This window comes from Salmonella bongori NCTC 12419 (genome assembly GCF_000252995.1).
In the GTDB taxonomy this organism is placed as follows: Bacteria; Pseudomonadota; Gammaproteobacteria; order Enterobacterales; family Enterobacteriaceae; genus Salmonella; species Salmonella bongori.
Genome location: NC_015761.1, coordinates 2,384,806 through 2,409,782, shown reverse-complemented (window position 1 = coordinate 2,409,782; position 24,977 = coordinate 2,384,806). Strand labels below are relative to the sequence as shown.

Sequence of the window (24,977 nt, the reverse complement as noted above, 5' to 3'; positions counted from 1 at the left end):
AACGTCAGAAGGAAAGCTGTCATGCAAACCCCCTATACTGTGGCCGATTATTTGCTGGACAGACTGGCAGGATGCGGCATTGACCACCTTTTTGGCGTGCCGGGCGATTATAATTTGCAGTTTCTTGACCATGTTATTGACCACCCAACCCTTCGTTGGGTGGGATGCGCCAATGAACTGAACGCTGCTTACGCTGCTGACGGTTATGCCCGTATGTCGGGTGCTGGCGCGTTGCTAACGACCTTTGGCGTCGGAGAGCTTAGCGCCATTAACGGTATCGCGGGCAGTTACGCGGAATACGTACCCGTATTGCATATCGTCGGCGCGCCCTGTAGCGATGCGCAGCAGCGCGGTGAACTGATGCATCACACGCTTGGCGATGGCGACTTTCGTCATTTTTATCGCATGAGTCAGGCGATATCTGCCGCCAGCGCTGTTTTAAATGAGCAGAATGCCTGTTACGAGATTGACCGTGTATTGGGTGAGATGCTTACTGCCCACAGACCGTGCTACATCCTGTTGCCCGCTGATGTGGCGAAAAAACCGGCCATTCCACCCACAGAAACTCTGATGTTACCCGCGAATAAAGCGCAAAGCAGCGTGGAGACGGCATTTCGTTACCATGCTCGCCAGTGTCTGATGAACAGCCGGCGCATTGCGCTATTGGCCGACTTTCTCGCCCGGCGTTTTGGCTTACGACCTCTGCTACAACGCTGGATGGTGGAAACGCCTATTGCCCATGCGACGCTACTGATGGGGAAGGGGCTTTTTAATGAGCAGCATCCGAACTTTGTCGGCACCTACAGCGCCGGCGCCAGCAGCAAAGAGGTCCGTCAGGCCATAGAAGATGCCGATATGGTCATCTGTGTTGGTACCCGTTTTGTCGATACGCTTACTGCCGGGTTTACCCAACAGTTGCCAGCGGAGCGAACGTTGGAGATCCAGCCTTACGCGTCGCGTATTGGCGATTCCTGGTTCACCCTCCCTATGGAGCTGGCGGTATCTATATTGCGTGAACTGTGTCTTGAATGCGCCTTCGCCCCATCGCCGACGCGTTCCTCCGGGCAATCTATTCCGGTTGAAAAGGGGGCACTAACCCAGGAAAACTTCTGGCAAACCTTACAGCAATTTATCAAACCCGGCGATATTATTCTGGTCGATCAGGGCACCGCTGCCTTTGGCGCCGCCGCGCTGTCGCTGCCTGATGGCGCGGAAGTTCTGGTGCAGCCACTGTGGGGGTCTATTGGCTATTCCTTGCCGGCTGCGTTTGGCGCCCAAACGGCCTGCCCTGATCGACGGGTGATATTGATTATTGGCGATGGTGCGGCTCAGCTAACGATTCAGGAAATGGGCTCGATGTTACGCGACGAACAGGCGCCGATCATCCTGCTGCTCAACAATGAGGGTTATACCGTAGAACGTGCCATTCACGGCGCCGCTCAGCGATATAACGACATCGCGAGCTGGAACTGGACGCAGATACCGCAGGCGCTAAGCGCGGCGCAACAGGCGGAGTGCTGGCGGGTGACGCAGGCTATTCAACTGGAAGAAATACTCGCACGACTGGCGCGTCCGCAGCGTTTGTCATTGATTGAAGTGATGCTGCCAAAAGCCGACCTGCCTGAACTATTGCGTACCGTGACCCGCGCACTGGAAATGCGCAACGGGGGATAATGTTTCCCCGTTGCCCCGGATTAAGGCTCGTGATGGTTGGCGGCCAGTAACGGTTTACCCGCCAGCAATAGCCATGCGGGGAGCATAACGATACACAGCAGCGGCAACAGGTTGGTATCCGGTACGACGACTGCCGCCATAAACAGGCTGAGCCAGCCGTCGCGCGTTACCACCAGTACTAACCCAAGTATCGCGCAGGAAACCGTGATGGCCGCCGGAACGGCGTCGACATGGGCATGGAGCATGAGCCCCAGCGCCGCGCCGATAAACACAGCCGGAAAAATGCGCCCGCCGCGAAAGCCGCTCGCGGCTGCGATAACCAGCGCGGCCAGTTTGACGATGGCTAAGGTAAAATAATCCCCCGCGCCCAGCGTCTGGCTAAATGCCATTTGTTGCATTTCGTCCAGCCCTTTAAACAAGGTCAGCGGCCCGCCAATGAGGCCCAGTATACCCAGCATAAAACCACCTATGCCGAGAATAAGGACCGGATTTTTCAGCCGATGCAGCAACTCATGCAGACGTGGGAGGCACCAGACGGCGACCATCCCTGCGGCAATGGCTATCGTTGCGACAATCGCACCGCTGGCAATATCCACCAGCCGCATCTGCGTATAATGGGCAATGGGCAACGAAAAATGCGGCTGGAAGAACAGACTGGTGGTTAATGACCCCGCCGCTGCCGCCATTAAGGGCGCAAACAGGCGATCCCACACGGGAACATCGTTAGCGCCGCTAAGCGTTTGCGAGAAAATCAGTGCGGCGGCGACGGGCGTGCCGAATAGCGCGCCGATGGTGCCTGCCGAGGCCAGAATCGTCCAGTCTAACGCCGTGATGCGAGGGAACAGACGGGATCCAAACGCGACCGCCAACGCAATATTCACTGTCATTATCGGATGCTCCGGTCCCAGGCTGACCCCACCGGCAAGGCCAATGATTAAAGCGAGAAGCAATCCAGGCAGAGCCGAGGGCGAGACAGGCATACTGATTAGTGGTTCGATAGCCGGATCGGGGCCAGCATGGCCTGGACTGTAACGGATAATCAAACCAACCACGATCCCGGTCAGCGTAAGTATACCCACCATCCAGAATGGCGAATCATAAGCGATGCCGATACTGGCAGGCAGGCGTTGCCAAAGAAATTGCTGAAAAACTGACGCGATTTTCATCGCGGCAATTAAAAGTAAACTTGACGCTACGCCAATAATCAGTGCGGGGAGCGACAGTAACAGCATCGTTCGGGCACGCGGATGGAGCATAATCTCTTCCTTACACGGGGTCGTATGCCTATTTTGCACAGCCTGCCCAACAACATTGCTGCAATTGGTGCTGAAACAAGAAAGTAATTTTGTGATGAAGATCTATATTTATAGGCAGTCAGCCTGATGGCCGTTGTTGTTATGCCCCCATGAATTTACAGTGTGACAAAGACTTATTTTGACTTTAGCGGAGCAGTAGAAGAATGACAAAGTATGCTTTAGTAGGAGATGTAGGCGGCACTAACGCACGGCTTGCCCTGTGTGATATCGCCAGTGGAGAAATCTCGCAGGCCAAAACGTATTCCGGTCTGGATTATCCCAGTCTTGAGGCCGTGGTGCGCGTTTATCTCGATGAGCATAGCGTCAGTGTGGAAGATGGTTGTATCGCTATTGCCTGTCCGATTACCGGTGACTGGGTAGCGATGACTAACCATACCTGGGCATTTTCTATTGCAGAAATGAAAAAAAACCTCGGCTTTAGCCATCTGGAAATTATCAACGATTTCACCGCCGTATCGATGGCGATCCCGATGCTGAAAAAAGAGCATGTCATTCAGTTCGGCGGCGGCGAACCGGTAGACGGCAAACCCATTGCGGTCTACGGTGCGGGAACCGGGCTGGGCGTGGCGCATCTGGTACATGTGGACAGACGCTGGATTAGCCTTCCAGGCGAAGGCGGACATGTCGATTTTGCGCCTAACAGCGAAGAAGAGGCTATGATTCTGGAGATATTGCGCGCCGAAATTGGCCATGTTTCCGCCGAACGTGTTCTTTCCGGACCGGGACTGGTGAATCTTTACCGCGCGATTGTGAAATCCGATGACCGTCTGCCGGAAAATCTGCGTCCGAAAGATATTACCGAGCGCGCCCTGGCCGATAGCTGTATCGATTGTCGCCGTGCTTTGTCGCTCTTTTGCGTTATTTTAGGGCGATTTGGCGGCGATCTGGCCTTAACGATGGGGACATTCGGCGGCGTTTATATTGCTGGCGGCATTGTTCCGCGTTTCCTGGAATTCTTTAAAGCGTCTGGTTTCCGCGGTGGTTTTGAAGATAAAGGCCGGTTTAAAGATTATGTACACACTATTCCAGTTTATTTGATTGTACATGACAACCCAGGCCTGTTGGGAGCCGGGGCACATCTGCGCCAGGCGTTAGGCCATATTCTATAAGTAAGATGAGCATTGCCGGATGGCGGTGTAAAAGCGTTATCCAGCCTGGAAAAGTATCCCTACTGTAAGCCTGGTCAGCGCAGCGCCATCAGGTGGTTTCCACATTTATTATCAGTCTCTAACCGCGTGCCTCACGCGGTTTTTTTTCGCCCGTCACTCGTCATGCCGACATACGTCACATTTTTGCTTAGCGGGATTATTTATCCAGTGAAAGCATTATTCGTCTGGTAACAATCCCTGGGTTCTCGCCGTCATAATTTCACACGTTAACTATTATGAGGAAAACGTTATGACTAAAAAATTAATTGCTGTCTGTGCATGTCCGATGGGGCTGGCCCACACCTTTATGGCGGCGCAGGCGCTGGAAGAGGCGGCTGTGGAAGCGGGATATGAAGTCAAAATCGAAACTCAGGGTGCCGATGGTATTCAAAACCGTCTTACGGCACAGGACATTGCTGAAGCAACGTTAATTATCCATTCCGTGGCGGTAACGCCGGAAGATAACGAGCGTTTTGAATCGCGCGATGTATATGAGATTACGCTCCAGGATGCCATTAAAAACGCAACGGGCATTATCAAAGAAATAGAAGAGATGATTGCCGCCGATCAACAGTAATTCTCGACAGGGATACAGATATGGCCATTAAAAAACGCAGTGCGACCATTGCGCCCGGTGCATCCGGCGCGGCAGCGACAATTAAAAAAGCCGAGGCCTCCCGCAACAGTTTCTGGGGCGAGTTACCACAGCACGTCATGTCCGGTATTTCGCGCATGGTGCCGACGTTAATCATGGGCGGGGTGATCCTCGCTTTCTCGCAGTTAATCGCTTATAGCTGGCTGGAAATCCCAGCCGACGCTGGCATCATGGAGGCGCTGAACAGTGGCAAATTCACTGGCTTTAACCTCTCCTTACTGAAGTTCGCCTGGTTGTCACAATCTTTCGGTGGTGTGCTGTTTGGTTTCGCCATCCCGATGTTTGCCGCCTTTGTCGCTAATTCCATTGGCGGCAAACTGGCGTTTCCCGCCGGCTTTATCGGTGGATTAATGTCCACTCAGCCAACACAGGTGCTGAACTTTGATCCGGCCAGCCTGCATTGGGTAACAACCGCGCCGGTTCCGTCAACGTTTATCGGCGCGCTGATTATTTCTATTGTCGCGGGATACCTGGTGAAGTGGATGAACCAAAAAATCCAGTTGCCTGACTTTCTGCTGGCCTTTAAGACGACCTTTTTACTGCCGATCCTCTCCGCCATTTTTGTCATGCTGGCGATGTACTACGTCATTACGCCCTTTGGTGGCTGGATCAACGGCGGGATTCGCACTCTGCTCACCGCGGCAGGTGAAAAAGGGGCATTAATGTACGCGATGGGGATCGCCGCCGCGACCGCTATCGACCTCGGCGGCCCTATTAACAAAGCCGCAGGATTTGTTGCCTTCAGTTTTACCACTGACCATGTGTTACCGGTGACGGCGCGTTCCATTGCAATCGTAATCCCGCCGATTGGGCTGGGGCTGGCGACGCTGCTCGACCACCGTCTGACCGGCAAACGTCTGTTCAGCGCCCAGCTTTATCCGCAGGGCAAAACAGCAATGTTCCTGGCATTTATGGGGATCAGTGAAGGGGCAATTCCATTTGCGCTGGAAAGCCCCATCACCGCGATCCCGTCTTATATGGTTGGCGCTATCGTGGGGTCGTCGGTTGCCGTCTGGCTGGGCGCAGTGCAGTGGTTTCCTGAATCGGCTATCTGGGCGTGGCCGCTGGTAAGCCATCTCGGCGTCTATATCGCGGGCATTTTATTGGGCGCGGTTATTACGGCGCTAATGGTCGTTTTCCTGCGTCACTTGATGTACCGCCGGGGCAAATTACTGATCGAAAGCTTGTGAAAAAAGGATCCATATCATGACACTATTGACTTCGCTTCGCCAATGGCTTAGCGAGCGCCAACTGGATGCGATACTGATCTCCTCGCGCCCAAACAAGCAGCCGCATCTTGGCATTTCCAGCGGGTCAGGGTTCGTACTGATCAGCCATCGCCACGCACATATTTTGGTCGATGCTCGTTATTACGCTGATGTAAAAGCGCGCACAAACGGATATTGCATCCATCTGCTTGGTGGAGGACAGACGCTGACGTCGCTGGTGAACCACATTATCGCTGCGGAAAATCTGCAAACGATGGGGTTTGAAGGCGCGCAGGTCAGTTGGGAGACGGCGCGTCTCTGGCAGACGGAATTACAGGTGACCATGACCAGCGTCTCCATTGACGCTCTACGGCACATTAAAACGGCGGCGGAAATCGACTGCATCCGTGAGGCGTGTCGCATTGCCGATGCGGGGGCGGAGCATATTCGCCGCTTTATCGCGCCAGGCCAAAGCGAGCGGGAGATTGCCGCTGAGCTGGAGTGGTTTATGTGTCAACGCGGCGCAGAGAAAGCCTCTTTCGATACGATTGTCGCCAGCGGCTGGCGCGGCGCGCTGCCGCACGGTAAAGCCAGCCGTAAAATCGTGGCGGCGGGGGAATGGATAACCCTCGATTTCGGCGCGGTGTATCAGGGATATTGTTCCGACATGACCCGCACCTTTTTGGTACCCGGCGCCAGCGTCCCGCAGGAGCATCCGCTGTTTTCCGTTTACCACATTGTCCTTGAGGCGCAGCTTGCCGCCATTGCGGCTATTCGTCCCGGCGTGCGCTGTCTGGCGGTGGATGCCGCCGCGCGCGACGTTATTGACCGGGCGGGATATGGCGAGTTTTTCGCCCATAACACAGGCCATTCTATCGGCATTGAGGTACATGAAGATCCACGCTTTTCGCCTGAGGACCACACGGTGCTTGAGTCAGGGATGTTACTGACTGTGGAACCGGGCATTTATCTACCGGAGCAGGGCGGGGTACGGATAGAAGATATTGTGCTGGTCACGCCGGAAGGCGCGGAGGTGCTCTATTCCATGCCAAAAACCGTATTACTGACAGGAGCCGCATGATGGATTTATCGCTATTAAAAGCGCTATGCGAGGCGGATGCGATCGCCGCGTCAGAACAGGAGGTTCGTCAGATCTTACTTGACGAAGCAGATCGCCTGCATAAAGAGGTGCGCTTCGATGGCTTAGGATCGGTACTGATCCGGCTTAATGTCTCGGATGGTCCGAAAGTCATGATCTGCGCGCACATGGATGAAGTGGGATTTATCGTGCGCAGTATTTCCACCGCGGGGGCGATTGATGTGCTGCCAGTAGGCAATGTACGGATGGCGGCGCGGCAGCTCCAGCCGGTCCGTATCACCACGCGGGAGGAATGCAAAATCCCCGGCCTGCTTGACGGCGATCGCAACGGTAATGAGGTGAGTGGATTGCGGGTAGATATCGGCGCGCGTTCCTGTGACGAGGTGATAGAGGCGGGAGTTCGTCCTGGTGATCGTGTGACGTTTGATAGCGCGTTTCAGGTGCTGCCGCATCAGCGGGTGATGGGCAAAGCTTTTGATGACCGACTGGGGTGTTATCTGCTGATAGCCTTGCTGCGTGAATGGTATGACGCGGAGTTACCGGCGGAGATCTGGCTGGCAGCCAGTTCCAGCGAAGAGGTGGGATTACGCGGCGGTCAAACGGCGGCCCGCGCCGTTGCGCCGGATTTAGCCATTGTGCTGGATACCGCCTGTTGGGCGAAAAATTTTGACTATGGTGCGGCTAATCATCGGCAAATTGGTAAGGGGCCAATGCTGGTGCTCAGCGATAAATCGCTTATAGCGCCGCCAAAACTGACCGCCTGGATTGAGAACGTTGCGGCGCAGGCGGGGATACCGCTACAGCTGGATATGTTCAGCAATGGTGGCACGGATGGCGGGGCGGTACATGTAAGCGGAACGGGCGTCCCGACAGTGGTGCTCGGCCCCGCCACTCGCTACGGACACTGTGCCGCCTCGATTGCCGACTGCCGCGACATTCTGCAAACACAGCAGCTGTTGTCGGCGCTGATTACCGATCTTACGCGCGATACAGTGGCTCGCCTGACGGATTTCAGATGCTGATTTTGCGCTAAAGGAGTAGTTATGTTAACGATTGAATTTCTCTGCCCGCTGCCTAATGGTATTCATGCACGTCCCGCGTGGGAGTTGAAAGAGCAGTGTAGCCAGTGGCAAAGCGATATTACTTTTATTAATTATCGCCATAACACGCGGGCGGACGCGAAAAGCTCGTTGGCACTTATCGGCACGAGTACGTTGTTCAATGACAGTTGTGCGTTGCACATCAGTGGGCGTGACGAAGAACAGGCTAAACGAACACTGGAGGCCTGGCTTACGCACCAGTTTATCGACAGCGATAGCGTACAGCCTGGGCCCGCCGAACTGGCGGCGCATCCGCTGCCCCGATCGTTGCTTCGCCTGAACCCGGATTTGCTTTACGGTGAAGTACTGGCAAGCGGCGTTGGCGAAGGGATTCTGACGCTGTGGCAGAGCGATAACCTGGAGGGCTACCGCACCATTCCTGTAAGCGCGGAGGATCTTACCCGGCTGGAAAATAGTCTGGCGACGCTGGCGGAACAGCTTAATCAACAGCTTCGCGAGCGTGACGGCGAGAGTAAAACCATTTTAAGCGCTCATCTTTCGCTGATTCAGGACGATGAGTTCGTAGGGAATATCAGGCGCTTAATGGTTGAACGCCATCTGGCGCTGGGCGCGGCGATTATTGCCAATATGGAGCAGGTTTGCAGCCAGCTTTCGGCCTCGGCAAGTGACTATCTGCGCGAGCGGGTGAGCGACATTCGTGATATTAGCGAGCAACTGCTGCATATTACCTGGCCTGAAAGGCAGCCGCGTAATGCGCTGGTGTTAACACGTCCCACTATTCTGGTGGCGGAAGACTTGACGCCCAGCCAGTTTTTAAGCCTTGATTTACAGTACTTGTCCGGCATGATCCTGGAAAAAACCGGGCGGACGTCACATACCTTGATTCTGGCGCGCTCCTCCGCGATCCCGGTGCTTAGCGGGCTGTCTGCCGAGTCCATTGGCCGCTATGCAACCCGGCCTGCTGTCCTGGATGCGCAGTGCGGCGTACTGGCCATTAGCCCAAATGCAGCAGTGCTCGGCTATTACGCCGTAGCGCAGAAACTGGCGGATAAACAGCAACAACGGCAGGCGCGTGATGCGGCGCTGCTTGCCTGTACGCAGGATAACCAGCGTATCGATATCGCGGCGAATATTGGCACTGCTTTGGAGGCGCCTGGCGCCTTTGCCAACGGTGCGGAAGGAATAGGTCTGTTTCGTACAGAAATGTTGTTTATGGATCGCGACAGCGCGCCGGATGAGCAGGAGCAGTTTGAAGCCTACCAACAGGTATTGCTGGCGGCGGGCGAGAAACCTGTGATTTTCCGTACAATGGATATTGGCGGCGATAAAAATATCCGCTATCTCAATATCCCGCAGGAAGAAAACCCTTTCCTTGGCTATCGTGCGGTGCGCATCTACCCTGAATTTTCCGGACTTTTTCGCACTCAACTTCGCGCTATTTTGCGGGCTGCTGTTTCCGGCAATGCACAGTTGATGATTCCGATGGTACATAGTCTTGACCAGATTTTATGGGTAAAAAGCGAACTGAAAAAAGCGATTGAGGAGCTGAAAGAGGAAAGGTTGCGCCATGTGCAGTCTATTCCACTGGGGATTATGGTTGAAGTGCCGTCGGTTTGTTACATCATCGACCACTTCTGTGATGAAGTGGATTTTTTTAGCATCGGTTCGAATGATATGACGCAATATCTGTACGCGGTTGATCGTAATAATCCGCGGGTCTCGCCGCTGTATAATCCAATTACACCATCGTTTTTACGGATGCTGCAGCAGATTATCCATGTTGCTCATGAACGGGGGAAGTGGGTCGGTATTTGCGGAGAACTGGGGGGAGAAGGTCGCTATTTGCCGTTACTTTTGGGGCTGGGTCTGGATGAATTGAGTATGAGCAGTCCACGTATCCCGGCGGTGAAAAGCCAGCTACGCTATCTGAATAGCCAGGCATGTCGGGCGCTGGCGCGTCAGGCGTGCGAGTGTCGCAGCGCCCAGGAGATAGAAGCGCTACTGAATCAATTCGCGCCGGAAAAAGAGGTGCGTCCGCTGTTGGCGCTGGAAAATATTGTTGTCGGTGAGTCGCTCAGTAATAAAGAGCAGGTTATCCAGTTTCTGTGCGGCAACCTTGGCGTTAACGGGCGTACTGAACACCCCTTTGAACTCGAAGAAGATGTCTGGCAGCGTGAGGAGATTGTGACTACTGCTGTCGGTTTTGGTGTGGCTATTCCTCATACGAAATCGCAATGGATCCGCCACTCGTCGATCAGCATTGCGCGCCTCACACAACCTGTAGACTGGCAGTCGGAGATGGGAGACGTGGAGTTGGTCATTATGCTGACGCTCGGGGCGGAGGAAGGGATAAATCATGTGAAGGTTTTTTCGCAGCTCGCCCGTAAGCTGGTGAATAAAAGCTTCCGTCAGTCGTTGTTTGCCGCCGATGATGCCGAAAGTATTCTGGCATTACTGGAGGCGGAATTAACGTTCTGACGTGAATTAATAGCCTGATGGTGCTGTGCTATCAGGCTTACGTTCCTGGGTAATATGGTAGGTCAGATAGGGCGTTTACGCCGCCATCCGGCGAGCGGCCTGTTACTGAAACCGCGCGCTGTAATCCCCCGGCGTCAGGCCAAACTGACGCCGGAAAAGGCGGCAAAAATAATCGCTATCCTGATATCCGCAACGCAGCGCCACTTCGTTAATCGGCAAGTGGTATTTTTGCAGCATAATGCGCGCCTTTGCCATTCGTACCCAGCGTACATACTCTACAAAGCTCATTGTGCCATGCTGTGTAAAAAGTTTAGACAGATGGTTGGCGGTGATATTAAAAAACTGCGCCACGCTTTCTCTGCTTAACGGCTGGGCGTAATTATCTTGTACCCAATTACAGATACTATGATAGAGAAATTCGGTGCGTGGACGGCAGGTATCAGGGCGTGTATTCACCACGTTCCGGCACATATGCAGCAGGCTGAGCACCAGCGGTTGGATAATATTCTGCTCCTGAGGCGACCGGCTTAGATGAGTAAGCGCGGTCAGTATTGCCTCGCCTTCGCCACGTTGTAAATGTGGTAATTCAATACGGCGTACCGGACGCAAAAGCGACGCTGAACGATTCTCGTAAAATGATAACCCCAGCCAGGAAGGCGCGAATACCAGACTGAGCAACATCACTGGCTTTTCGCTTACCGGCAGGTTGGCCGCACGCGCGGGAATAAACAACATTTCGCCTTCTGCCAGCCGATGCTGCGTTTTTTCCAGTTGATTACCATATTCTCCACGCAGCACGATATCCAACCGGGGCAGGTCGATGCATAAGCTACCGGAGGGTAGAGAGGAGGGTTGACTGGCAAACCACACATGCCCTAACCGTTGTGGATTAAATACCAGACCGCTGAACAGATCGGCAAAAAATTGTTGGTCTGCCGGTAAGTCTGGGTTTTTCATTGCCATTTCTGCGCCATAACGACATCAACTGACTGAATTAACTCACTTTACTCTTGCCGGGCGAAAGGTCAAACGCCAGCGTGTTAAACCCTACCATAACGGTGACGGCAACGCAGAAAAATAGGGATTTTTTTTACTGCCCGTGTCCGGTTTACTGCCTTATTTACTGTTTCATCACGTCAGAGTGTCTGAACCGAGAGCCGTTCTCAATAAAATGTACCTGAAGAATACCCTTTATATTGACGTGGGTATTGGCTAATGAGGAAAAACCACAAAACCAAAAGGGGATGAGTGAATAGAAGGTTTACTTACAGGAAATTATCGCTGAGTAACAGGACGTTTGGTAATATCTATGATGTTGATTTGTTAATGAATTGCTTCGTCACGTGCTATATCTGACCAGACTAAATGAGGTTTTTTTTCTCTTGTTCCTCTTTTATGTCACCAAAAATATTTTTGTTACCCTCTCGACAGAAAGAAATTTTTCAGGCTATTTTCTAAAGGAGCCACCATCGTGGCAGCGTCGCTCGGACGGTCCGGGCGCTAACGTGAATCTGAGGATAATATGGCTGACTTCCGCCCTGAACGTCGCTTTACGCGTATCGATCGCCTTCCACCCTATGTTTTTAACATCACCGCTGAACTCAAAATGGCTGCGCGTCGGCGCGGTGAAGATATTATTGATTTCAGTATGGGTAATCCTGATGGCGCAACCCCGCCTCACATTGTCGAAAAACTTTGCACCGTCGCGCAGCGTCCGGATACGCATGGTTATTCAACGTCTCGCGGGATACCGCGTTTACGCCGCGCAATTTCTCACTGGTATCAGGAACGTTATGATGTCGATATCGATCCGGAAACCGAAGCGATTGTGACCATCGGCTCTAAAGAGGGGCTGGCGCATCTGATGTTAGCGACGCTGGATCATGGCGATACAGTACTGGTGCCGAATCCCAGTTACCCGATTCATATTTATGGCGCCGTTATCGCCGGAGCGCAGGTGCGTTCGGTTCCTTTAGTGGAGGGCGTTGATTTCTTCAACGAGCTGGAGCGTGCCATCCGCGAAAGTTATCCGAAACCGAAGATGATGATTCTTGGGTTTCCGTCTAACCCAACGGCCCAGTGCGTCGAGCTGGAATTTTTTGAAAAAGTGGTCGCTCTGGCTAAACGTTATGATGTGTTGGTAGTGCACGATCTGGCTTATGCCGACATCGTATACGACGGCTGGAAAGCACCATCGATTATGCAGGTCCCCGGCGCGCGTGACGTGGCGGTCGAATTTTTCACCCTGTCGAAAAGTTATAATATGGCAGGCTGGCGTATCGGGTTTATGGTGGGAAATAAAACCCTGGTCAGCGCGCTGGCGCGAATCAAAAGTTATCACGATTATGGTACGTTTACCCCGCTTCAGGTGGCGGCTATCGCTGCTCTGGAAGGCGATCAGCAATGTGTGCGCGATATCGCAGCACAGTATAAACGTCGCCGTGATGTGCTGGTAAAAGGGCTGCATGAGGCGGGCTGGATGGTTGAAATGCCGAAAGCCTCAATGTATGTCTGGGCGAAAATTCCTGCGCAATATGCGGCAATGGGCTCGCTTGAGTTTGCTAAAAAGCTATTGAATGAGGCGAAGGTATGCGTTTCGCCAGGGATAGGCTTTGGTGACTATGGCGACACGCATGTACGTTTTGCATTAATAGAGAATCGCGATCGTATTCGGCAAGCCGTCAGAGGAATTAAAGCGATGTTTCGTGCCGATGGCCTGTTACCGGCGCATTCCAGACCCGCTGAAGCGCGTGCGGAATAGAAAAGCAAACAGGAGCCTCTGGGCTCCTGTTTTTCTCTGCGTTGTACGTTTAAATCATCAGGGCGAAAGTACCGGCCCAAACGATGACCATAAATGAAATGCCCATAAAGAAATATTTCACGTTTCATCTCTCCGCGTACCTGTCGTACGCCTAAATGAACTTACACTTACCTGATTATAGAGAGCTGATGCCGGACAATACGAAATTGAGAATTATTCGTGTTTCGATTGCCTGCATCACCTCAGAATTCTGTGCTTCATTGCTCCAGACGGCGCTAATGTACGCCTAAAAATGAGGTGAAACAAGAGGCATTTTCTTATTTACTTTTAGTAACTTACAGGTGTCGTGGAACGGCGACAGTTTAATTTCTGACAGTGATGAATCGTTATTGAGCGACGCTATAAAGTATTAAAAATAGACACTAAGCAGGAGGGGGGTACTGAAAGCGAAGATAAATGAGTTACGGTATGAATACCTCGCTAAAATACAGCAGGGCAAAATAAAGGGCCTTTCAGCCTGAGGTTGATGACAAACCTGGATTCATTTTGCCGGATGGCGGCATAAATACCTTATCCGGCTTACCGTATCGTTTACGAATGCAGGCCTGATACGCGTTGCGCCATCAGGCATCCTCGAATTTGCCATTATTTTCAGATATAGAGCGACGCTTCTCCCAGCGGGCGAGTCTTGAAACGGCGATGGATCCAGAGATACTGCTCCGGCGCGCGCATGATCTCTTTCTCAATAATTTTATTCATGTAAGCGGCGGCCTGGCTTTCATCGGCCGGGTAACCTTCCATTTCAGGCGTAATAAATAAACGATAGCCCGTATTATCGCTTTTTCTCACCATCGTGACGGTCAACATAGCGGCGCCAGACAGTCTGGATAGCACATAGGTACCGTTTGTGGTGGCGACGTTTTCAACTGCGAAAAAGGGGGCAAAGGAGCTGCCTTTAGGGCCATAGTCCTGATCGGGAGCAAACCAAACGGCTTCGCCTTTTTTCAGCGCTCCCACGATGCCGCGCAGATTATTTCTGCCGATCATCGCTTTGTTTGAACGCATACGGCCGCGCGTTTGCACCCACTCCATGAGCGGATTGTTATGTGGACGATAGGTAGCCATCATCGGCTGACACAGACCCATCACCCGGCCTCCTAATTCCAGCGACATAAAATGCACGCCGACCACCATGACGCCGCGATTTTGCGCCTGCGCGCGGGTAAGGTTATCCAGCCCGTCTACATCAAACCATTTTCGGACCCGGTTATCTGGCCAGAACCAGGCCATGCCTGTTTCAAGCAATGCCATGCCAAGAGAATGGAAGTTTTCGGCGATCAGTGTTTCTCTTTCTTCCCGGGAGAGCGTTGGAAAACAGAGCTCAATATTTTTCTGGGCGATCGATTCGCGCCGTTTCAGGAAGGGGCGGGCCAACTTACCGGTACGGGTGCCCAGAAAACGTAAAACAGGATAGGGGAGTTGCACCAGTAACCAGAGGACGCCGACGCCAAACCATGTCAGCCAGTAGCGCGGATGCAAAAACGCGCATGAAAATTTGCTTTGAGGAAACATAAAATACCTTCTGTAGATACGAAAACAATGTATCGCAGAAGAGTCATTATCCACAGCGGTACACTCTGATAGTTAGGTTATCATGTACGACAATGGTTCCCGTAAAGAGTGTAAAGCTAAGTCAGTACTAAACCACGAGGGGCATGAATGCCTGGCCGCTTAATGTACCATCAGATATTTACTTGCGCCCAGAAAATCTTCATCAAGAAGCGTAAATATTTCGCTGACAATAAAAATAACGCAAAATCTATTTTTAATTTATTGTTTTTTCTGTATTAATTTTATTTCAGACGAAGGTCATTGAAAAATGATAAGAAAAACAAAATGTGAGATAAATGTTATAGAAATGACTTATTAATAAGGTTTATCTTAAAGGTGAAAGGAGAAAGACAGTAAGGCAATACGAAAGCCTTGTTACAACAGGAGTATTATAGATGATCTATTTATGGACATTTCTTGCAATAAGTATACTTGCCGTGAGTGGCTATATCGGCCAGGTGATGGGCGCTTTTTCTGCGGTTTTATCTTTTACGGGAATGGTTATCCTTGCCGCACTGATTTATTTACTCAATGTGTGGTTGCAGGATGGCGATGAATTCGTTAGTGGATTATTGCTCTTCCTTGCGCCAGCGTGTGGGTTAATCATTCGCTTTATGGTGGGGGACGGCAAGCGTTAGTACACATCATGCTGGTTAACAGGAAGCCCGGCAGCGTCGGCGCTTCCTTTCCCAATACCAGAATAATTAAAGCAAAAAAGACGGCGGCGCAGGCCAGAACAATATAACTGGCGCTTTGCCAGTGTTCGCTGCCCGGTATGGCGAAAGCTGCATCGACAATAGGCGAGAAAATTTCCACCACCGGGGCGTAACGCGAAAGGCCCGGTGGTACGCTATGCACTCCATCCAGTACCGGAAATGAGCGGGGAAGTACGGAAAGGTATAATGCGGTGCACATGGCATAACACTATACGCGAACTGGTCAATGCAGCGGAGTTTTTGCTGTTGGTGCATTGTGCTGGCGGACATAGTCAACCCGCAGTTGCTCCTTCAGGAGCCAACCCAGATTAAGCAGCGCGTTGAAGAATATGAGCGGCAACTTATTACCGAAGCATAAAATATTCATCCGGGACGAATGAATGAAGTGATGGAGTATCTACAATTCCGCCGTAAAAAACGTTACTTACGCATGAAAAAATAGGGTTTAAGTAAAGAGCATTAAAAATTATGAGGCTTCTGGTGCCTTACATCTGACTGGCGACCATCGGCAGTGATATCGTTCGTCTGATAACGCTGAAGAATTGTTCAGGCAAGTTGTTTTATCTTTAGTATAGGCTCCTTATTATTAACCTGAGCATAGAATTATGCTGCGCAACTTAAATATAAGGTAAAAATCAGACATATTTCCCATTAGGATGAATGTACTCTTGTCCGTCAATTTGCCAGGATGAAATTGTCATCACCTCTCCAGATAAAATCTGAATATGAGGGCAAGAGAAATGAAAAAACAGGTTATTGCTGTAATGATGATTGCCGTATTTTCTGAATCGGCTTATGCGGCGTCCACCTTATTTATACCGAACTTCTCTCCTGATAGCGTCACGACATCCCTTTCCGCGGGCGTGTTAAATGGCAAATCCAGGGAACTGGTTTATGACACCGACACCGGGCGGAAGATTAGTCAACTGGACTGGAAAATAAAAAATATCGCCATTTTGCAGGGGGATGTTTCATGGGAGCCCTATTCGTTTTTGACGCTGAATGCCCGCGGTTGGACTTCTCTGGCGTCGGGGTCGGGTCATATGGTTGACCGCGACTGGATGAGCAGTGAGCAGTCAGGCTGGACCGATCGTTCAATTCATCCGGACACCAGCGCCAATTATGCTAATGAATACGATTTCAACGTAAAAGGCTGGTTATGGCAGGGCGATAACTATAAAGCGGGTGTCACAGTGGGTTATCAGGAAACCCGTTTTAGCTGGACGGCAAGAGGTGGATCGTATAGTTATGATAATGGTCAATACATTGGTAACTTTCCTCGCGGCGAACGCGGCATAGGCTATAGTCAGCGTTTTGAAATGCCCTATATTGGACTGGCAGGGCAATATCGTATTAATGATTTTGAGTGTAATATATTGTTTAAATACAGTGATTGGGTACAGGCGCATGATAATGACGAACACTACATGCGCGACCTTACTTTTCGTGAAAAAACGGAAAACTCACGGTATTATGGTGCCTCTATCAATACAGGGTATTATATTACCAGTAATGCAAAAATCTTTGCCGATTTCGCTTACAGTAAATATGAAGAAGGTAAGGGCGGTACGCAAATTATAGATAAAACCAACGGTGATACGGCGTATTTTGGTGGTGATGCCGCAGGTATCGCTAATAATAACTACACGGTTACCGCGGGACTTCAGTACCGCTTCTAGAATACAACAGGAAGTCATCGGCCAGAAAAAGGACGATGACTTCTTCTTACTTCATCATTATCCGCTGAAAAAGATACTTCATCTGGCTATTAGAATCTTCAAATTTAATCACTTCATACCTGGAATGGAAAGGTTTTGGTGCCGTGTGATTCATACTTAAAGCTGGCAGCGCAACGCGTCAGTCATCATTTTTAATCAGACTTTTACCATATTTAATACCACTATTTTTTATCTGCCACGCCATACCTCACACTATAACGCAGGGCAAGTGAGAGGAGGTGGTGTTGGATGTCACTGTATGAAATGACGCTTGCTTATGTGCATTTTTACCACTGACCAGAATGGTCGGCAGGAGGCTGGGAAGCGATGCTTCGGCACAGGAGCAACGACCTGTCACTCTGACTGTAATTGACGAAGCTAATATGGGGGATACGAACTTTCTCAGTACTGAAAATTCACCAACACATAAAAGTAGTAGCATTCGCTTAAAAAGCGGTAAAAACTTCCGGTAAAATAAAATGTTAGGTCTGAAATCTTTTTCAATAATTGAAGCGTAAGCGAATAAATAAATTTATATAAATCAGCAAAATAATCGGTGTCATGAGCTTTTTACCTGTATTGTTATATTCTAACATTAAATGCAGATGTGATAAGGATAGTACGACATTACTGAAACTATATAAGTATGATTATTATTATCAATTGTTGTAGTGATCTGACTCTTGCCTATGATATTCTAATTCTCCCCTTGTGATTTAATAACCGCCGTAATTAATATCATCGATCGCTAATATATTAGGATGGGTTAGAATTTTAACACTATTGGACTGTTTTACGTAAAAAAGATTAAAAATAGTAAAATTTAGGTAATACTGTCAATCGGCACCAAAAGAAAAGGTTGTTTTATGAGAAGCATTATTAATAACACGAAGTGTGCAGGCGTGGTAAATTGTAAACAAAAAAATATTAATAGTGTCCTTCTGTGTCAGTCAGATACCGGGGTTTCACTTAATCATATCTATGTTACTAACACTACACTTATCAAATTAAGTGCAGGATCATTGAATATTGCTTCCAGTTGGAATGAGGTGCTGAATTGCTCCGGAGAATGTCTTATTCTTATCGAGAAAAATCAAACCTTAAGTATAAGTTGCAGTGAGATTGATAACCATCTGGATTTTAAGGTAATTGATATTCCATATAACCTAATGAGTAAAATGTACTCATTGTTTCTTTCTGAGAGTAAACCGGGAACTATGTTAAATATGAAAAAAGACATTAGTTCCCGTATGCTTTCGTCACCACTAAGCCCGGGAATGAATGAAGCCTTTGACAATGTGTTTGACTGTCTTCGAAAAGTAGAGCGCAGTGAATGTGGAGATTGTACTGGCTGTCATTCAGAATCCGAAGGCTCTCCGCTGGATTTCACGCTAATGTTCCTGCTTTCTGCTTTTACTACTCATGAAGATGGTATTGGTATACTGTCCCGAACGTTAAAATCAAGTTTAAGGGAGAAAACATTTAACATCATTAACAGCGACCCCTCCAGACACTGGAATCTTGATGATGTTGCGATGAACCTGTACATGAGTCGCTCTACGCTCAAGCGTAAGCTCGCTGCAGAGGGAACATCATTTAGTGAAATCTATCTTAATGCCAGGATGCACAGGGCTGCAAGATTATTGCGTACAGGAGACCATAATATTAACCAGGTTGCCGTGATGTGCGGGTACAATCGCCCCTCTTTTTTTATCACCACATTCAGAAAATATTTTCAGATGACACCATATACATTTATGAAACTGACTAATCACTGAAGTTATGGTCACATATATATAATATTTAGACAGTAATTTCCGCCCGGAAAATGTATCTGTAGTGATTTCATCGTAAGCGTACAGCGAGAACCGTATTGACGACGAGCGCATAAGGTTGGCCATAATGTCCGAATCGAAGAACGGCCAATTTCCAGACTGACCATCCGCAGGAAATTTTCTTCGGTGCTATTATCCGCTTAGGCCCAGCTGTCTTCCGCATAATAAATCAGCCTTGGCCCTGATGAGGAAGTATGAAGCCAGTCGGCGAGTTGAACGTCATTGGGGTAACTAAAAGGGAATGCTTGCAGAATAAGTGGCTCACGAAATGCAAAATGAAAATGAAACTGAAACTGTTTCTCACTACGATGGAAATACACTCTTTTTATTTTGCGGCGGACATACGTCCAGCAAGCAGCTTCCTCCAAATGATCGCCACATTATAGTTCATTGACGCAGGTGGATGAGTCTGCGGCTTGATCGGGCTGTACGTTTACGATGTATTGACCAGCCGATAAATTTGGGGGCCAGACCAACAATTTCCTTCCTTTTGTAAGGACTGAGAGAGCAATAAGCAGGGGGGAGTCGGACTCTTTCCCTGCCTCTCCCTTCTTCGCCAGATGTACATTTTTTTCGCGCATCAGACTTTCCATTAGTTTCCGGTTGCATTGCTTAACCATATCGTTTTTATTTCCGCAGTTGTTGGCTGACAACAAATACAACGGTTGGCGTGCACTGGCAGTTTTTCTTAATCGCTGTACCTCAACCTCTCTGGATACCAAGGTTCTTGGGGCAACCTCCTATTTAAAAAAGATGATGTGTTTGATGAACTATTGGCTAATTTATAAGTAACAGCGTTTTATTGTAATAAAACGTACTATTAAGAGATTATATTTATTTCATATTTGGCTCAATCATATGTTTTGCGGATTGCTGAGTTCCATTTAAAAGTTAATATAGTCGTGTTCCTTAACGGCACCAGATTTTATTTGCTGGCAGCGATGTAATATAAAAAATGGAGTTAAAATGAGAAAAGTATTTATTTGGGGTGTACTGGCTTCTGCGGTAGTATTTTCATCTGTCGCAGCAGCAAACAGTGGCACCATTAATTTTACCGGTACTATCACGTCTGCCACCTGTACGGTTAGTCCTGTTGTTGGCGGTGGGGTAGCAAGCACAATCGACTTGGGTACACCGGGTACGGATTTATCAGCGGCTAAATCTGTACAATTTTCACTGGCGCCAGCCGGCCCCACTGCCGCCGGATGTCTGGCTAAAACGGCTGCGGATATAAGCTGGAGCGCACCAAATATGGATGCGGCGGGACTGGGAAATAGTGGTGGTTCGGCAACCGGCGTATCGCTGCAGTTGAAAGCTAAGAATGCTGCTACCGCTGACGAACTGGTGACCGACACCCACCGCACTATTACATATACAAATACTGGTTCACCAGCTTCGCCATTGACCTCTTTTGAGTACGAAGCTCAGCTGGTTAAAACAGTTAAGAGTGGTAAGGTTAGCGCCGGTAGTTTTGCGACTTCAGCATCCTATACCGTAGCCTATAAGTAATCGTATTATCCTCATGCGCCTCCGGGCTGCATATTTTATGCAGCCTGTCTATTTTGCAGTTGAAATAATATATAATATGTTTAAAAAGAAAATATTATTAATACTGATTGGTACATTTTTACAGCCTGTATGTGCTGTAATGGCCGACGACGAATTTAACATGAGTTTTATTCGTGGTGGTGCACAGGATAAATTACCAGAAGTCTTTGATAAAAACGTTAACTTTGTACCTGGTGAATATTTGCTTGACGTTGAGCTTAATGGTGAAAAGATCGGTAACGGTTTTCTTACCGTTACCGACAATGATAAGCAGGCCCTTTGTCTGACAACAGAATGGCTAACCAGCCAAGGCATTTTTATCAAGGAGGATTTTTATGAGCAGGAATTTAATGTAAATAAAAGATGTTATGTCTTAAGCAATAATAAAAACACAAAAGTTGAGTTGGATAATGGTACGCAAACGCTAAGATTTCATATTCCCCAGGCTGCCTTGTTGTCTGGGGAGCATAGTCAGCGTCCCTGGGATTATGGCGCTCCCGGTTTTCAATTAGCGTACAACGCGAATACCAGCAAAAGCTCAGGACAGCAACGTACCAACTATCTGGGCGTGAATGGTAATGTGAATATTGGCAAATGGGTATTTTCATTCACTACGAATGCAACCAATGAAGGCGGTTTTAACACCAACGATCTACGTTTAACGCGGGCGCTGGAATCGATTAAGGCCGATCTGAGTATTGGGCAGACACAGAGTACCTATAGTCCATTAATGAATGGATTTAGCTTTTGCGGTATTCAATTAACCTCGAATGCGAACATGTCGTCATGGTTAAGCAGAACCTACGCACCTAAGCTGCAGGGGATTGCTACCAGTAATGCCAGAGTAACGGTAGAACAAAATGGGCGCGTATTAGAATCTATTGTAGTGCCACCGGGGCCATTTGAAATTAGCGATCTTGGGGCTATTAGCAGCGGTGATCTGGTGATGACCATTACAGAGGAAAATGGCAGTAAAAGAACGGAACGTTTTCCTGTGACCGTGATGGGTACCCTCCTTCGTCCTGGTGCCATGGATTACGGATTCGCCGTGGGTAAAAAAATAGCGGGCACGAATAAAAGCTCCGCTGACGGTACTTTTGTGCTAGGTAGCTTAGATTATGGCTTTAACTATGTAACGTTTAACTCTGCATTATTGCTGAGTCAGAACTATCAAAATATAGGTATTGGCAGTACACATTCTCTCGGATGGTTTGGGGCATTATCAACCAGTTTGAACCTGTCAAAAGCCAGTTTTAAACGGAAAAATGAACAACAAGGCTACAGTGCGTCCGTTAAATATGCTCGCTCACTCACTGATACAACGGATTTACAGCTAATAGGCTATCGGTTCACAGACCGCGGATATGTAGAGTACGCTAATTATGATTATGTGAGTGACAGCACGAATGGGCTCAAATCGAAAAATCGCTATGAGGCGATCCTGGCTCACCGTATACCGGAACAAAATATCTATCTGAGTATGAGTGGATGGATACAACAATATTGGAACAAGCCGCAGGAAAGCGGAGTTAGTTTCATGTTCAGCAAATCATTTAGCCTGTTTTCGGCATCGCTGATCGGAAATTACAATAAGAAAGGGGAGGGCGGTGGAGAATATATGACCAGTCTATCCTTTAACATTCCATTTAGTGCGTTTGATGTGATGCATTACAGTAATACCTCGATGACATATACCCGTGGAGGTGGAATGAGTTATATGGCAGGTAGTTCAGCAAATCTTAACGATCGACTGAGCTACAATGTTAGTATGAACAGAGACAATAATGGGAATAATATTTCGTTATCAACTGGCTACGCATCAGATTATGCCCAATTAAACAGCATGTATTCAAAAGGTTCAAGTAGCCAAAACCTGAGCTTGCAACTGAGCGGTTCTATATTGGGTGTCTATGGTGGCGGCCTAATGTTATCACAAAACAGTGGTAGTACGCTGGCAGTGATTGATATGGATGGGATCAGCGGCGCGGTGATTAATGGCAGTCTTCCGACAGACAGTAGTGGGAGAGCGGTGATATCTCTGGCGAGCTATTCCGCAAATGCTATTAATATTGATGTCGATAATTTACCAACAGATATTGAAATACAGGGTAATGTGATTAATGTTGTACCGACAGAGAAAGCTATTATCTACAGGAAGATAAAGTATCGGCGTGTTCATCACTATATATTACGCGTGTTCGGAAAAAATAAATACGTTATTCCAATGGGAACCGTTGCAAAGGATGAGGCAGATAAGGAAGTGGGTTTTGTCAGTAATGGTGGCGTATTGTTGCTTAACGTTGATAGCAAATTAAAAAACATCACACTCGATCAGTGTGTCATTAATTTAGAAAAACTGAGTCTAACCAGGAGAACAATCCAAGATGTTTACTGTTAATAGCAAAATTAAAGCCTGTATTACTATTGCTATGATTTCCATTAGTCTGAGCAGTAATGCCGCTTTTAGTCTGAATGGTACCCGCTATGTTTATGAAGGTGGCAAAAAAAGCTTGTCGGTGATGGTTTCTAATGAAAGTGAACAAAAGTATGCCGGACAAGTGTGGATTGATAATGATAATGCAAAAGATAAAAACGTGTATTTCACAACCAGTCCGACATTTTTTAAAGTAGACCCTAAAAGTAAGCAGACAATCAGGATTCTGGATATCAACCCTGACCTGCCGCAAGATCGTGAAACGTTAACGTGGCTCAACGTTCAGGAAATTCCACCGGCACCTAAAGCAGGCGGTAATGTTTTGGCTATTGCGCTGAACACACGTGTTAAGCTGATTTATCGTCCACAAACCTTAGCTGATGGGCGTAAAGAGGCGGAAAGAAAAATTAGGCTATTAAAAAACAATGGTAAATATTTTCTTGAGAATCCGACTCCCTATTATTTTGCAATTACCGGTATAAAAGTGAATGGCACAGAAGTGAAACTCAACAAGAAGGAAGGACCACAGTTAGCCAAATTCGCACCGTTCAGTAACGTGCAAATCAGTAACGCGTTAAACGGAAATGTGACAATAAATACGATTGACGATTACGGTGCAAATAATGAATATCAGGTAAGCAAATGAGAAACATATCTGTATTAAGTGTTTTTTTATCAATATTAATACTGCCTTCCGCATATGCAGGATGTATAAGCTCCAGCAATATGAATAATAATTATTTCTTCCCACCTTCCGTAGCCATAGAGGTAAATATCCTCCAGAGCAACATTACAACGGAAACTATGGACAATGAGAGAATAGGTTCAGTAGCGATAGAGTTTACCTGTCCCTACAGTTTGATGGGGGGATATTGGGGAGAGGATGATATCGACGGTGGAGATGTCGGGAGAGTGTTTATAGCATTGAACGAATTTAACTACACAAACTCCAGAAGAATGGATCATCGCAATGGATTGATTTATATAGCCCCAGACAGTGGTAATACCGCCAGTTCTTTCTCACCAGCAAATGGAAATTCATGGGGATTTCCAAACATAAGTTTCACAGGATTCAGTAAGGTGATGGAGGGGGGATTTATGACAAATCAAAAGAGTATTAAACACAAATATGCTATATATAGCAAAAAAATGGCGGGGAATGTGCCATCAAAAAACGAAGTTGTTTCTCTCTTTAATAACCCAGTCGTCTATACCCCTGGTGGAGTAAAGTCTATGGGTAATAGGAATATTACACCTACTATAATAAATAACAGCTTTACATTGAAATATACAAATACGGTAACATGCTCTGTTACAAGTAATGTAAGTAACCTTGACTTAGGAGTTGTTAATATTCATAAAGATCTCAATACGCCGTTGGCGACTATCGTTTTGTCAATGAAGTGTGGGTTGGGAGTTGGGGGCGGGAATATGACTTCAAATTATCCATCATTTATTATTTCAGGTTCTGCCAGAATGAATGCAGTATCATCGACAACTGCAAATAATGAATGGCTTGCATCATCTAATAGTTTTGGCTTGCGCATCGGAAATGGCTGGGGGTTAAGGTTCCAGACGGGCAGTGCTTTAAATATTAATACATTAAATAATATTCCTATACCTATTTATCCATACAAGTACGGAACGTCTCAAGGAAATAGTGCCGACTGGAATGGTGCGGTAACTTTTGAGATTAGCTATAACTAAACGGAGTT

The 24,977-nt window shown here is 48.3% G+C and carries 19 protein-coding genes and 2 pseudogenes; 16 read left to right on the top strand and 5 right to left on the bottom strand.

Annotation, left to right across the window (positions count from 1 at the left end; genetic code table 11):
* Positions 1-21: 21 nt before the first annotated feature.
* Positions 22-1,674, top strand: coding sequence for an alpha-keto acid decarboxylase family protein (locus SBG_RS11365; RefSeq protein ID WP_001194433.1), 1,653 nt, complete (start codon positions 22-24; stop codon positions 1,672-1,674).
* Positions 1,675-1,694: 20 nt separating this feature from the next.
* Here the strand turns inward: SBG_RS11365 and SBG_RS11360 are convergent, their stop codons facing one another.
* A complete protein-coding gene (locus SBG_RS11360; RefSeq protein WP_000903090.1) occupies positions 1,695-2,930 on the bottom strand; it encodes an ion channel protein in 1,236 nt (411 codons plus the stop codon).
* Positions 2,931-3,133: 203 nt separating this feature from the next.
* Here SBG_RS11360 and glk point away from each other — a divergent pair, with 203 nt between their 5' ends.
* The 6 genes from glk (at position 3,134) to ptsP (ending at position 10,639) form a co-directional block, all read left to right on the top strand.
* Positions 3,134-4,099 (top strand): glucokinase, encoded by a 966-nt coding sequence (gene glk, locus SBG_RS11355; protein ID WP_000170382.1) that lies wholly within the window; start codon positions 3,134-3,136, stop codon positions 4,097-4,099.
* Between the two features lie 289 nt (positions 4,100-4,388).
* The gene (locus tag SBG_RS11350) at positions 4,389-4,715 is read left to right on the top strand and encodes a PTS fructose transporter subunit IIB (RefSeq protein ID WP_000162761.1); all 327 of its coding nucleotides are present in this window, start codon (positions 4,389-4,391) and stop codon (positions 4,713-4,715) included.
* A 20-nt stretch (positions 4,716-4,735) separates the two neighbouring features.
* A complete protein-coding gene (locus SBG_RS11345) occupies positions 4,736-5,983 on the top strand; it encodes a PTS fructose transporter subunit IIC (protein ID WP_000985299.1) in 1,248 nt (415 codons plus the stop codon).
* Between the two features lie 16 nt (positions 5,984-5,999).
* Positions 6,000-7,082: an aminopeptidase gene (ypdF, locus tag SBG_RS11340; RefSeq protein WP_000173852.1), complete on the top strand. Its 1,083-nt coding sequence runs from the start codon at positions 6,000-6,002 to the stop codon at positions 7,080-7,082.
* Complete coding sequence (gene ypdE / locus SBG_RS11335) at positions 7,082-8,122, top strand: aminopeptidase (RefSeq protein ID WP_000365991.1); 1,041 nt, start codon at positions 7,082-7,084, stop codon at positions 8,120-8,122. The genes ypdF and ypdE overlap by 1 nt, the downstream gene beginning before the upstream one ends.
* 21 nt (positions 8,123-8,143) lie before the next feature.
* Positions 8,144-10,639: a phosphoenolpyruvate--protein phosphotransferase gene (gene ptsP, locus SBG_RS11330; protein WP_000955499.1), complete on the top strand. Its 2,496-nt coding sequence runs from the start codon at positions 8,144-8,146 to the stop codon at positions 10,637-10,639.
* A 102-nt stretch (positions 10,640-10,741) separates the two neighbouring features.
* Here ptsP and SBG_RS11325 read toward each other — a convergent pair whose 3' ends face one another.
* Positions 10,742-11,596, bottom strand: coding sequence for an AraC family transcriptional regulator (locus tag SBG_RS11325; RefSeq protein WP_000795147.1), 855 nt, complete (start codon positions 11,594-11,596; stop codon positions 10,742-10,744).
* 565 nt (positions 11,597-12,161) lie between these two features.
* Between SBG_RS11325 and alaC the strand changes: the two genes are divergently transcribed.
* Positions 12,162-13,400 (top strand): alanine transaminase, encoded by a 1,239-nt coding sequence (gene alaC / locus SBG_RS11320; protein WP_000763113.1) that lies wholly within the window; start codon positions 12,162-12,164, stop codon positions 13,398-13,400.
* Positions 13,401-13,449: 49 nt separating this feature from the next.
* On the opposite strand, the gene ypdK is transcribed toward alaC, so the two are convergent.
* Together ypdK and lpxP are read right to left on the bottom strand one after the other, a co-directional pair.
* Complete coding sequence (gene ypdK, locus SBG_RS21855; RefSeq protein ID WP_010723117.1) at positions 13,450-13,521, bottom strand: membrane protein YpdK; 72 nt, start codon at positions 13,519-13,521, stop codon at positions 13,450-13,452.
* A gap of 530 nt (positions 13,522-14,051) precedes the next feature.
* Entirely contained in the window at positions 14,052-14,972 is a 921-nt protein-coding gene (gene lpxP, locus SBG_RS11315) for a kdo(2)-lipid IV(A) palmitoleoyltransferase (protein ID WP_000484422.1), read from the bottom strand.
* 434 nt (positions 14,973-15,406) lie between these two features.
* Here lpxP and SBG_RS11305 point away from each other — a divergent pair, with 434 nt between their 5' ends.
* Positions 15,407-15,649, top strand: a complete 243-nt coding sequence (locus SBG_RS11305) for a YfdY family protein (RefSeq protein ID WP_000639888.1) — start codon at positions 15,407-15,409, stop codon at positions 15,647-15,649.
* Positions 15,650-15,674: 25 nt separating this feature from the next.
* Here the strand turns inward: SBG_RS11305 and SBG_RS23185 are convergent.
* Positions 15,675-15,821, bottom strand: a pseudogene (locus SBG_RS23185) (MFS transporter); the annotation flags it as partial.
* Between the two features lie 50 nt (positions 15,822-15,871).
* On the opposite strand from SBG_RS23185, the pseudogene SBG_RS23180 reads away from it, so the two are divergent.
* The 7 genes and pseudogenes from SBG_RS23180 to SBG_RS11260 all read left to right on the top strand — a co-directional run.
* Positions 15,872-16,169, top strand: a pseudogene (locus tag SBG_RS23180) (two-component system response regulator PgtA); the annotation flags it as partial.
* A gap of 298 nt (positions 16,170-16,467) precedes the next feature.
* The gene (gene pgtE, locus SBG_RS11295; protein ID WP_000745062.1) at positions 16,468-17,406 is read left to right on the top strand and encodes an omptin family outer membrane protease PgtE; all 939 of its coding nucleotides are present in this window, start codon (positions 16,468-16,470) and stop codon (positions 17,404-17,406) included.
* A gap of 905 nt (positions 17,407-18,311) precedes the next feature.
* Entirely contained in the window at positions 18,312-19,223 is a 912-nt protein-coding gene (locus tag SBG_RS11290) for a helix-turn-helix domain-containing protein (RefSeq protein ID WP_001256593.1), read from the top strand.
* A gap of 1,023 nt (positions 19,224-20,246) precedes the next feature.
* Complete coding sequence (locus SBG_RS11275; RefSeq protein WP_001233234.1) at positions 20,247-20,789, top strand: fimbrial protein; 543 nt, start codon at positions 20,247-20,249, stop codon at positions 20,787-20,789.
* Between the two features lie 37 nt (positions 20,790-20,826).
* A complete protein-coding gene (gene pefC, locus SBG_RS11270; RefSeq protein WP_001183328.1) occupies positions 20,827-23,226 on the top strand; it encodes a PefC/AfrB family outer membrane usher protein in 2,400 nt (799 codons plus the stop codon).
* Positions 23,213-23,908 carry a fimbrial chaperone gene (locus SBG_RS11265; protein WP_000495562.1) on the top strand — a complete coding sequence of 232 codons (696 nt, stop codon included), beginning with the start codon at positions 23,213-23,215 and terminating at the stop codon, positions 23,906-23,908. The genes pefC and SBG_RS11265 overlap by 14 nt, the downstream gene beginning before the upstream one ends.
* Positions 23,905-24,969 (top strand): hypothetical protein, encoded by a 1,065-nt coding sequence (locus SBG_RS11260; RefSeq protein WP_015702951.1) that lies wholly within the window; start codon positions 23,905-23,907, stop codon positions 24,967-24,969. Before SBG_RS11265 ends, SBG_RS11260 begins: the two co-directional genes overlap by 4 nt.
* Positions 24,970-24,977: the final 8 nt, after the last annotated feature.